The organism is Variovorax robiniae, assembly GCF_037889955.1.
Lineage (GTDB): Bacteria > Pseudomonadota > Gammaproteobacteria > Burkholderiales > Burkholderiaceae_C > Variovorax > Variovorax robiniae.
In genome coordinates, this window is sequence record NZ_JBBKZS010000005.1 from 449,379 (window position 1) to 461,397 (window position 12,019).

Consider the following 12,019-nt stretch of genomic DNA (forward strand, 5'->3'; position numbering starts at 1 on the left):
GACCGCTCACTCCTTGCGGTAGACCCGCTCTCCACCCACCCAGGTCTGCAGCACCAGCGTCTTCCACAGGTTGGCCGGCGGCTCCTTGAACGGATCCTGGTCGACCAGGATGAAGTCGGCCCACTTGCCGCGCTCCAGTGATCCAAGCACCTTCTCCTGGTGCTGCGCGTAGGCGGCATCCAGCGTGAAGGCGCGGAAGGCCTGCAGCAGGGTCATCGCCTCTTCCGGGTGCCATCCTTGCGCCGGCTTGCCTTCATGGTCGGTGCGCGTCACGGCGGCATGCAGGCCGTAGAAGGGATTGGCCGATTCGACCGGGAAGTCCGAGCCGCCCGCGACGACGGTCCCCTGCTTGAGGAAGGTGTGCCAGGCATAGGCGCCCTTCAGGCGCTCCTTGCCGATGCGGTCCTCGGCCATGTTCATGTCGCTGGTGGCATGCGTGGGCTGCATCGAGGCGATCAGGTCCAGCGTCTTGAAGCGCGGGATGTCGGCCAGTGTCACCACTTGCGCATGCTCGATGCGGTTGCGAAGCTGCTTGCCGCCCACGTCCTTGTAGGCGGCCTGATAGGCGTTCAGGATCTGGTGGTTGGCGGCATCGCCGATCGCATGCGTGTTGGTCTGGTAGCCGGCCTTGAGCGCGGCCTGGACCTTGGCGTTCATGGTGGCGTCGTCCTGCAGCAGAAGACCCTTGTTGGCGTGGTCGTCCGAATAGGGGTCGAGCATGGCGGCGCCGCGGCTGCCCAGTGCACCATCGCCGCGCAACTTGACCGCGCGCAGGTTGTAGCGGTCGTTGGCATAGCCCTTCAACGGACCACTGGCGGACAGTGCCTTGAAGTCGTCGCCGACGTCGCTGATCATGGCGTAGATGCGGGTGGTCAGCTTTTTCTGGTCGGCAAACTCGCGGTAGATGCGCGCCTCGTCCACGCCGATGCCCGCGTCGCCCACGTTGGTGAGCCCGAGCGAACCGAAGTGCGCGAGCGCGGTGCCGAGGGCGAGGCGGCGTTCTTCATCCGTCGGTGCGGGGATCTTGCTCGTGACCAGCAACTGGGCCTTGTCCACCAGCACGCCGCTCGGGTTGCCCGCGGCGTCGCGCTCGATGCGCCCGCCGGCGGGATCCGGCGTGTCCTTGGTGATGCCGGCCGCCTGCAAGGCCTTGCTGTTGGCCCAGGTCGCGTGGCCGTCGACGCGACGCAGGGTCATGGGGCGGTCGGCCACGGCGCCGTCGAGTTCTGCCGCCGTGGGGAAGCGGCCGAGCTTCCAGATCACCTGGTTCCAGCCGGAGCCGAGCAGCCATTGCCGGTTCGGGTTGGCCTTGGCGTAGTCGCGGATCTTCGCGAGCGCCTCGTCCAGGTTCTGGGTGCCGCCCATCAGCACCTCGTTGCGCCGGAAGCCGAGGCGAAATACATGGCCGTGCACATCGATCAGGCCGGGGAGCATGGTCTTGCCTTCGCCATCGACACGCGTGGCACGCGGGTAGCGCTTCACCAGCGCCGCGTCGTTGCCGGTGGCGAGCACCTTGCCGTTGTCGAAGGCCATGCCGGTGAAAGTCACCAGCTTCTTGCCGACCAGCGTGTAGCCGTGCACGTTGGTCACGACGGTGGGCTCGGCCTGCGCCACGGTGGCGCCGAGCAAGGTGGTCGCGGCACAGGCCCCGGCGAGGATGGACGTACTGAATCTCATTTTTTCTCCCTCAGTGGTTTTTCGTCGAACTTCATGTCCTGGTAGCGCACGTAATGTGTCTTGCGAACGGCCTTGTAGCCGAACCACAAGACCAGGAAGAGCGGGATGCCGATGTAGGTCGCAGCCACGCCCACCCAGTCGATGCGGTCGGCCATGAAGGCGGCGTAGTTCTGCCCCAGGGTCACGATGAGGCAGAGGCCGAAGGCGAAGATCGGCCCCCAAGGAAAGAAGGGCGACAGGTAGGGCAGACGGTTCGGATCGATGCCTTGGGCCTCCATGCCGCGTCGGAAGCGGTAGTGGCACACCGCGATGCCCAGCCAGGCGACGAAGCCGGTCATGCCCGAGAGATTGAGCAACCACAGGTACACCGACTGGCTCTCCGCCAGCGAGGTCAGGAAGCACAGCGCGCCGACTGCCGTGGTCGCGAACAGCGCGTTGATGGGCACGCCATTGCGCGTGAGCTTGGCAAAGACCTTGGGCGCCCTGCCCTCCACGCCCATGTTGAACAGCATGCGCGTGGACGCATACATGCCGGAGTTGCCAGCCGAGAGCACGGCCGTCAGGATCACCGCGTTCATCAACCCTGCCGCAAAGGCCAAGCCCGCGCGCTGGAAGACCAGGGTGAAGGGGCTCACGCCGACTTGTCCGAGGTCGGTCTTGATGAGGTTCGGATCGGTGTACGGAATGAGCACGCCGATGACCGCGATGGCCAGCACGTAGAACAGCAGGATGCGCCAGAACACCTGGCGCACGGCCTTGGGAATCTGCGTGGCGGGATCGGCCGATTCGCCAGCGGCCACGCCGATCAGTTCCGTGCCCTGGAAGGAGAAGCCGGCGATCAGGGCAACGCCGATCATCGCGGGCAGGCCGCCCACGAAGGGCGCGTCGCCAATGCTGAGGTTGTGCAGGCCCGGCGATGTCTGGCCGCGCATGACGCCGAAGATCATCAACAGGCCCAGGCCGATGAAGGCGATCACCGTCACAACCTTGATGAGCGCGAACCAGAACTCGGCCTCGCCGAAGCCCTTCACCGAGATCGCGTTGAGCAGGAACATCAGTCCCAGGAACAGCGCGCTCCACAACACGCCGGAACTGCCCGGGAACCAGTACTGCATCACCAGTTGCGCCGCCGCCAGTTCGACCGCGATGGTGACCGCCCAGTTGTACCAATAGTTCCAGCCGAGCGCGAAGCCGAAGCCCTCGTCCACGTACAGCGCGCCATAGGTGGCGAAGGAGCCGGAAACCGGCATGTACGCGGCCAGTTCGCCGAGGCTGGTCATGAGGAAATAGACCATCGCGCCGATCAGCAGGTAGGCCAGCAAGGCCCCGCCCGGACCGGCCTGCGAGATGGTGGCGCCCGAGGCGACGAACAGGCCCGTGCCGATGGAGCCGCCGATGGCTATCATCGTCAGGTGCCTGGCTCGCAGGACGCGATGCAGCGTCGGCGCGGGTTCGGCCGCGGAAGCGGCGGGCGCGCGGGCGCGCGGCGTGTGCTCAGGCATCTGGTTGTGTCCCCCGGTTCTTGTTGTGATCACCCTTGCGGGTGCGCCGCGTGCGGCACCCATGTGGGCACTCGCTATCGGCGCATCGGATGATAGTTCAGCGCCTGGGGGGACGCGGCCCGGGGCCGCACTGTCACGCCGGTCAGTTGACCGGCTTGGCCAACCCCAGCTTCTCGATGATCACCTTCTCGCGCGCCACCGTGTCCTTCGCGAACTGGGTGTACTGCGCCGAGCTCTTGTAGTCCGGCAGCATGTCGTAGCGGCCGAGCGCGGCGACGTAGCTGGGCTCTTCCATCGCCTGCTTGAAGGCGTCGTGCAGCTTCTTCACCACCTCCGGCGGCGTGCCCTTGGGTGCGCCGATGCCGAAGGGCGAGTTCTGCACGACGTCGTAGCCCAGTTCCTTCAGCGTGGGCGCGTCGGGGAACTTGGCCAGGCGCTTTTCGCCCCAGGTGTTGAGCACGCGCAGCTTGCCGGCCTCGACCTGCGGCGCGAAGCCGGTGCTGTCGGCGGCGGCCATCAGCTGGCCGCTGAGCACGGCCAGTTGCAGGTCGGCGCTGCCCTTGTACGGCACGTGCTGCAACTCGATGCCGGCCTTCTGCGCGACGATTTCGGTGGTGAGGTGCGGGCTGGTCAGCGTGCCGGTGGAGCCGTAGGTGAGCTTGCCGGGGTTGGCCTTGGCATAGGCGACGAAGTCGGCCCAGGTCTTCAGCGGGCTGTCGGTCGGCACGACGATGCCGAAGGCGTAGCCGGTGACGTTGATGACGTAGGTGATGTCCTTGATCGGGTCCCAGTTGATCTTGGTGGTGTAGCCGAGTCGGAACACACCGAGCGGGATCTGGGCGATGGTGTAGCCGTCGGGCGCGGTGGTCTGCAGCGCCTGCGCAGGCAGCGTGCCGCCAGCGCCGGGCTTGTTGTCGATGATGACGGGCTGGCCGAGGATCTTGGAGGCGTTCTCGGCGAGTTGGCGCATCGTGATGTCGGTCGGGCCGCCGGCCGGGAAGGCGATGATCAGCTTGATGGGCTTGGCGGGGAAGGACTGGGCCCATGCGGCAAGCGGTGCGGCGGTGAAGAGGGCGGTGAGCAGCGTGGCGCGCAGCAGGCGGGAACGGGTGAACATGCGGAAGGCCTCCTGGTGTTGTCGAGGGAAGATGGATGAAGAACCGCGCATTGGGCCCGGTCAGGTGCAAGTCAGCAATCCGTGAAGTCCCGCGAAGGAGGGAGGAAGGGCCATGTATCGCCGCATGGACCCAGGAAGCCCAGGTGGCGCCGGCAAGCCGAGGTCCGGCCTGCCGCTCGCCTGGGGCTGGTCAGTACTCCCAGAAAATCCGCTGAAGTTCCTTCGTGTCGCTGGTCTTCGTCAGTGCCACCATGGCCAGGATGCGCGCCTTCTGGGGCCGCAGGTCGTGCGCCACCACCCAGTCGTACTTGTCGTCCGGCTGTTCGGCATTGCGGATCACGAAGCCATCCGGCACGCGTGAGCTGCGGATCACGACGACGCCATCGGTGCGCACCTTCTGCAGGCTCGGCACGATCCGGTCCGCCACCGAGCCATTGCCCGGGCCGCCATGCACCAGCGCCTTGATGCCACTCTTGCCCAGTGCATCGATGGCCGTGGACGTGACGCCTTCATAGCCCATGGCGATCTCGACGTTTGGCAGCGCGGTGATCGTGTCGATGTCGAATTCCGAGTTCATCGTGTGGCGCTTGACCGGTGCACGGAACCAGTAGTTGCGGCCCTCGACCACCATGCCGAGCGAGCCCCACTGGCTCGTGAAGGCACTCGGCTTGATGTTGGTGTTCTTGCTGACATCGCGGCCGCTCTCGATGCTGTCGTTCATCGTCAGCAGCACGCCCTTGCCCATCGCGTCCTTGCTGCCGGCCACGCTCACTGCGTCATAGAGGTTCAGCGCACCGTCCGCCGACAGCGCCGTGCCCGGCCGCATCGACGCGACCATCACGATCGGCTTGTTGGTGTGCACCGTCAGCGTGAGGAAATAGGCTGTTTCCTCCACCGTGTCGGTGCCGTGCGTGATGACGATGCCGTCCACGTCGGGCTGCTTGGCGAGTGCCGACACGCGCTTGGCCAGCGTCAGCAGGTTGTCATTGGTCAGGCTTTCCGAAGCGACCTGGAACACCTGTTCGCCGCGCACGTTCGCGACCTTCGAGAGTTCCGGCAAGCCGGCAATCAGCTTCTCCATGCCGACCTTGGCGGCGGCGTAGGTCGCGCTGTTGACCGCCGACGCGCCGGCACCGGCGATGGTGCCGCCGGTGGCCAGGATCACGACATTGGAAAGCGCTGGCGGGGCCAGCTGGGCCTGCGCAATGGCCGTCGCGGCCAGCAGCGCGGCGCCCGCGGCGAACGCACGAAATCGGGACGAAATGTACATGGACGGCTCCTGTCGGGTCGAGGTTTGGGGAAGCCGAGAGTAGATACAGGAACCGTGCCGCCGAAAAGGGGCCTGCGATGCCAAGCCGGCATGCCGCCATGCCGCTACGCAGCGATGGCCATTCGCCGCGATCGACTCTCCGCCCCCTTCGACCCCGGGTCAACCGCGCGCAAGCACGGGTGCCAAGGCCACGCCGGTATGCGTGCCCAGCCGCACCACCTCTTCCGGCGGCGCGGCAGCGACGATCCGGCCGCCCGCGTTGCCGCCTTCGGGGCCGAGGTCGATGATCCAGTCGGCCTCCGCGATCACGTCGAGGTCATGCTCGATGACCACCACGCTGTGGCCGCCGTTGACCAGGCGGTGCAGCACGTGGATGAGCTTTTCAACGTCGGCCATGTGCAGGCCCACTGTGGGCTCGTCGAGCACGTAGAGCGTGTGCGGCGCCTTGTTGCCGCGGCGGGTGACGTCGTCGCGCACCTTGCTGAGTTCGGTGACGAGCTTGATGCGTTGCGCCTCGCCGCCTGACAGGGTCGGTGATGGTTGGCCCAGCGTGAGGTAGCCGAGGCCCACCTCCTTCAGCAGTTGCAACGGATGGCTGATGTTGGGCATGGCGGCGAAGAAACCGACGGCTTCGTCCACTTCCATCTGCAACACCTCGCCGATGCTCTTGCCGCGCCAGCTGACGGCCAGCGTCTCCGGGTTGAATCGCGCGCCGTGGCAGACCTCGCAGGGCACTTTCACGTCGGGCAGGAAGCTCATCGCGATGGTGCGGATGCCGGCGCCATCGCAGCCGGGGCAGCGGCCCTCGCCGGTGTTGAAGCTGAAGCGCGCCGGGCCGTAGCCGCGCGCCTTGGCCTCCAGCGTGTCGGCGAAGAGTTTGCGGATGGTGTCCCAGAAGCCGATGTAGGTGGCGGGGCAACTGCGCGGGGTCTTGCCGATGGGGGTCTGGTCGACCTCGAGCACGCGGTCGATGGTGCTGTAGCCGTTGACCGAGGTGCAACCCGCCCAGGCGGGGCGCTTGCCGGCGGCGTCGGCATCGCGACCGGCCTTGGTCATGCGCTGGACCACGATGGCATGCACGTTGGCCAGCAGCACGTCGCGGGCGAGCGTGGACTTGCCGGAGCCGCTGACGCCGGTGACGGCGACCAGGCGGTGCAGGGGCAGCGTGGCGGTGATGTCCTGCAGGTTGTGCAGATTCGCGCCGTGGACGGTGAGCCATTTCTGCGCTTCCTCTCCCTCTGGAAGAGGAAGTAAGACAGGGCGGCGCGGTTGCAGGGGGTGCTTGATCGCATCGCGCAGGTAGCGGCCGGTCTGCGAATCGCCGGCGGCCTGGATGTCGGCGACCGTGCCTTCAGCCACCAGTTTGCCGCCGCGCTTGCCGGCGCTGGGGCCGATGTCGATGATGTGGTCGGCGCGGCGGATCGTGTCCTCGTCATGCTCGACCACGACGAGCGTGTTGCCCTTGTCGCCGAGCTTGTGCAGCGCGTCGAGCAGGATCTGGTTGTCGCGCGCGTGCAGGCCGATGGTGGGCTCGTCGAGCACGTAGCAGACGCCTTGCAGGTTGCTGCCGAGTTGCGCGGCCAGGCGGATGCGCTGGGCTTCGCCGCCGCTCAGCGTGGGTGCGCCGCGGTCGAGCGTGAGGTAGCCGAGGCCGACTTCCTCCAGGAACTCCAGGCGGCTTCGGATCTCGGGGACCAGGTCGCGGGCGATCTCGGCATCGCGGCCGATGAGTTCGAGGGTTTCGAACCACTGGCGGATGTCGGTGACGCTCATGCGGGCCAACTCGGTGATGCCGATGCCCATGAAGGCACCCTCACCCCTGCCCTCTCCCGCGAACAACACCGCCCGCGCCGTCGCATTCAATCGCGTCCCGCTGCAGGTCGGGCAATCCACATCGCCGACATCCTCGGCCTCCGGCTCCGCGAAGGTCTGCTCGCGCCCCTTCTGGTCATCCGCCATCACCGAGTCGTCGTAGACCTTGCGCTGGTCCTTGGTCAGCTTGACACCGGTGCCCACGCAGTCGGGACACCAGCCGTGCTTGCTGTTGTAGCTGAACAGGCGCGGGTCGAGTTCCGCGTAGCTGGTGCTGCACACCGGGCAGGCGCGCAGCGTGGAGAAGACCTGCACGCGGCCGATACCGGTGGTCGAAACGCCGGCCATCATCGCGGCCTTGAGGCCGGTGAGTTCGCTCAGCACGTGGACCACGCCCTTGCCATGTTCCAACGCGCGCGCGAGCGATTCGCGCAGCAGCGCCTCGTTCTCCGGCAGCACGTCCAGGCTGGCCACCGGCAATTCGATGCTGTGCTCCTTGAAGCGGTCGATGCGCGGAAAGTTCAAGGTCGGCAGGAAGGCGCCGTCCACGCGCAGGTGGGTGTAGCCGCGCGGGCGCGCCCAGTCCGCCAGCTCGGTGTAGACGCCCTTGCGATTGCTCACCAGCGGCGCCAGCAGACCGATGTGCTGGCCGCGGAAGGTCTTCAGCAACTGTGCGGCGATGCTCTCGGGCGTCTGCGGCTGCACCGCGGCGCCATCGTGGATGCAATGCTGGATGCCGAGCTTGACGTAGAGCAGGCGCAAGAAGTGCCAGACCTCGGTGGTGGTGCCGACCGTGCTCTTGCGGCCACCGCGCGAGAGGCGCTGCTCGATGGCGACCGTCGGCGGAATGCCGTAGACCGCATCCACTTCGGGACGGCCCGCCGGCTGCACGATGCTGCGCGCATAGGCGTTGAGGGATTCGAGGTACCGGCGCTGGCCCTCGTTGAAGAGGATGTCGAAGGCGAGCGTGGACTTGCCCGAGCCGCTGACGCCGGTGACCACGCTGAACTTGCCGCGCGGGATGTCGACCGTCAGGTTCTTGAGGTTGTGCTCGCGGGCGTTGACGATCTGGATCGCGCCTTCCCCATTCCTTGCTCCCGCACCGGGAAGAGAGTTGGTCACGTCATACCGGCCGGTAGGTTCCGCCGCGCGCAGGCGCGACGGTCCGATGGCCAATTCATAGTCGCGCAGCGCCTCGCCGGTGAACGTCCCGGCCATCTCGCGCACCTGCTCCGGCGTGCCCTCGGCCACGATGCGGCCACCGCCCTCGCCACCTTCCGGCCCCAGGTCGATGAGCCAGTCGCTCGCACGGATCACATCGAGGTTGTGCTCGATCACGACCAGCGAATGCCCGGCTTCGAGCAGCTTGCGCAGGGCCCGCATCAGCCGCGCGATGTCGTCGAAATGCAGGCCGGTGGTCGGCTCGTCGAACAGGAACAGCGTGCCCTTGCGCGCCACGGCCTGCTTGCTGGATGTCGCGTTCTTCGCGGCCTCGGCCAGGAAGCCGGCGAGCTTGAGGCGCTGCGCCTCGCCGCCAGAGAGCGTCGGCACGGGCTGGCCGAGCTTCACATAGTCCAGGCCCACGTCGACGATGGGTTGCAGCATGCGCAACACGTCGCGGTCTTCCACGAACACCTGCGCGGCTTCGGCCACGGTGAGTTCGAGCACGTCGGCGACGTTGAGCACCTTGCCGGCGCGCTCGATCGTCACCTCCAGGATCTCCGGTCGGTAGCGCTGGCCGTCGCAGTCCGGGCAGCGCAGGTACACGTCGCTCAGGAACTGCATCTCCACATGCTCGAATCCGGAGCCGCCGCAGGTCGGGCAGCGCCCATCGCCGCTGTTGAAGCTGAACTTGCTGGCCGTGTAGCCGCGCTGCTTCGACAGGCCGGCCGTCGCGAAGATCTCGCGCACCGCATCCCATGCGCCCACATAGCTTGCGGGATTGGAGCGCGCCGTCTTGCCGATCGGCGACTGGTCGACGAAGACCACGTCGCTCAGGTAGTCCGCACCGAGCATGCGGTCGTGCGCGCCGGGCGTCTCGGTCTGCTTGCCGAAGTGGCGCATCAAGGCCGGCGCCAGCACGTCCTGGATCAGCGTCGACTTGCCGGAACCACTGACGCCGGTGACGACCACGAGGCGATGCAGCGGGATCTCCACCGAGACATCCTGCAGGTTGTGCTCGCGCACGCCTTCGAGGATCAGGCGGTGCGTGTTCTCGCTGACCAGGCGCTTGAATCCCATGCCGATCTGCTTGCGTCCGCCGAGGTAGGCGCCGGTGAGCGTGTCGGCATTGCGCAGCGCATCGACGGTGCCGTCGAACACCACCTGGCCACCGCGAATGCCGGGGCCGGGGCCCATGTCGATGATGCGGTCGGCGGCGATCATCACGGCCGGGTCGTGCTCGACCACGACCAGCGTGTTGCCCGCATCGCGCAGGCGCAGCATGGCCTCGGTGATGCGGTTCATGTCGCGCGGGTGCAGGCCGATGCTGGGCTCGTCGAGCACGAACAGCGTGTTGACCAGCGAGGTGCCGAGCGCGGTCGTGAGGTTGATGCGCTGCACCTCCCCGCCACTCAGCGTGCGGCTCTGGCGGTCGAGCGTGAGGTAGCCGATGCCGACGTCGTGCAGGTAGCGCAGGCGCGTGGTGATTTCGTCGAAGAGAAGTCTGAGGGCTTGCGTTTCGCCGGTATTGACTCCTTCCCCCTCCGGGGCTGAGGCCCGCGGCTCCGGTTCCGCCTGCGCGGAACCGGACGGGCCAAAGGGCGGTAGGCTCTGACTGCCAGCACGGAGGTTGGGATGGGGGCTCTGGGCGCTCGAGGCGCGCGCAGACTTGTCCACCGCCGCTTGCCCCCACCCCTGCCCTCCCCCGGAGGGCGAGGGAGTTGAAGACATGCGGTCGAAGAAGCGCCGCATGCGTTCGATCGACAACAGCATCAAGTCATGCAAACACAACCCCGGCAGCGCCTCCAGTTGCGCACGCGACCACTTCACACCCACCGGCATGAATCGCTTCTCCGGCGGCAGCACCGCGTCCGCGTCTTCCTTGCTCCCGATGCGCCACAGCAGGCTCTCCAGCTTGAGCCGCGCACCCGCGCAGACCGGGCACGGCGTGTAGCTGCGGTACTTCGACAAGAGCACGCGGATGTGCATCTTGTAGGCCTTGCTCTCCAGGTAGCCGAAGAAGCGTCGGATGCCGTACCACTGCTGGTTCCACTTGCCCTTGTAGTTGGGCGAGCCTTCGATGACCCAGTCCTTCTGCTCCTGCGTCAGCTTGGCCCAGGGCGTGTCGCGCGGGACGCCGGCCGCTTCGGCATGGCGCATGAGGTCGTCCTGCGCCTCTTTCCATGCGGGCGTCTGGATGGTCTTGATCGCGCCGGCACGCAGCGTGAGCTTGTCGTTGGGGATGACCAGGCCGAGATCGACGCCGATCACGCGGCCAAAGCCGCGGCAGGTCTCGCAAGCGCCGACGGCCGAGTTGAAGGAGAACATCGACGGGATCGGGTCGCCGTAACGGATATCGCTCTCGGGGCAGTGCAGCCCGGTCGAGAACTTCCAAACCTCAGGCTCGCCACCCTCTTCCGCCGGCATCGCATACACCGTCAACCGCCCGCTGCCGCGCTTCAACGCCACCTCTATGGCCTCGATCACCCGCGCACGCTCCACGCCCGCCATGCGGAAGCGGTCCGCCACCACGTCGAGCACCTTGCGCGGTCCGGTCGGCGTGGAAACCTCGCGCTCGCCATGCACGCGCGTGAAGCCGCTCGCGGAAAGCCATTGCGTCACTTCCTCCGCGCTGGTCGTGGCCGGCAGTTCCACCGGAAAAGTCAGCACCAGGCGCGGATCGCCCGCACCCGCCGCGCGTTCGGCCAGCGCCGCGTAGATCGAATCCGGCGAGTCATGCCGAACCTGCAGCGCCGTCTCGCGATCGAACAGTTCAGCGGCCCGCGCGAACAGCAGCTTCAGGTGGTCGTTCAGCTCCGTCATCGTGCCAACCGTGGAGCGCGACGAGCGCACCGGATTGGTCTGGTCGATGGCGATCGCAGGCGGCACGCCCTCGACCTTGTCCACCGCCGGCTTGTCCATGCGGTCGAGGAACTGGCGCGCGTAGGCCGAAAAGGTCTCGACATAGCGGCGCTGGCCTTCCGCGTACAGCGTGTCGAACACCAGGCTGGACTTGCCCGAGCCGCTCGGGCCGGTGACCACCGTCATCTCGCCGGTGCGGATGTCGATGTCGATGTTCTGGAGGTTGTGCTGGCGTGCGCCGCGAATCCGGATGGAGCCCTGTGTCATGCGTGCCTTGGGTGTGGGGCAAACATTCTAGGGAGGGCATTGCGACCCCGTCGTGGCAGGGTCTTGCGCCTGTGGCCGTCAGTCGCAGCGCCGTGGGACTAAGAACTTATCCGTAAATAGGTAAACTGTCGATCCGAGCCGCATTGGGCGCGGCGATGGATCGAGATCTTGGCGAAACGTGTTGAGTCGTGGGTGGTGACCGATGAGTTCTGGCAGCGTGTGGAGCCGCTGATTCCTGCGCGCTCGGCGGCAGACAAGATCTATGTGCGCAAGCCAGGGGCTGGCCGGCCACCAAAGCCGGCTCGACTGGTGTTCGAGGCAATCGTCTACGTGCTTCGCACGGGCTGCCAG

The 12,019-nt window shown here is 66.8% G+C and carries 6 protein-coding genes; 1 reads left to right on the top strand and 5 read right to left on the bottom strand.

What is annotated here, in order from left to right:
- Positions 1–6: 6 nt before the first annotated feature.
- The 5 genes from WKW79_RS15450 to WKW79_RS15470 form a co-directional block, all read right to left on the bottom strand.
- Complete coding sequence (locus WKW79_RS15450) at positions 7–1,677, bottom strand: amidohydrolase (RefSeq protein ID WP_340336040.1); 1,671 nt, start codon at positions 1,675–1,677, stop codon at positions 7–9.
- Entirely contained in the window at positions 1,674–3,179 is a 1,506-nt protein-coding gene (locus tag WKW79_RS15455; protein ID WP_340336041.1) for an amino acid permease, read from the bottom strand. The genes WKW79_RS15450 and WKW79_RS15455 overlap by 4 nt, the downstream gene beginning before the upstream one ends.
- 142 nt (positions 3,180–3,321) lie before the next feature.
- On the bottom strand, positions 3,322–4,296 hold the full coding sequence (locus WKW79_RS15460; protein ID WP_340336042.1) for a Bug family tripartite tricarboxylate transporter substrate binding protein: 975 nt from the start codon (positions 4,294–4,296) through the stop codon (positions 3,322–3,324).
- Between the two features lie 190 nt (positions 4,297–4,486).
- Complete coding sequence (locus WKW79_RS15465; RefSeq protein ID WP_340336043.1) at positions 4,487–5,566, bottom strand: type II asparaginase; 1,080 nt, start codon at positions 5,564–5,566, stop codon at positions 4,487–4,489.
- A gap of 159 nt (positions 5,567–5,725) precedes the next feature.
- Positions 5,726–11,668, bottom strand: a complete 5,943-nt coding sequence (locus WKW79_RS15470; RefSeq protein ID WP_340336044.1) for an excinuclease ABC subunit UvrA — start codon at positions 11,666–11,668, stop codon at positions 5,726–5,728.
- 168 nt (positions 11,669–11,836) lie between these two features.
- On the opposite strand from WKW79_RS15470, the gene WKW79_RS15475 reads away from it, so the two are divergent.
- On the top strand, positions 11,837–12,019 hold a 183-nt coding region (locus tag WKW79_RS15475; protein ID WP_340336045.1), incomplete at its 3' end, for a transposase.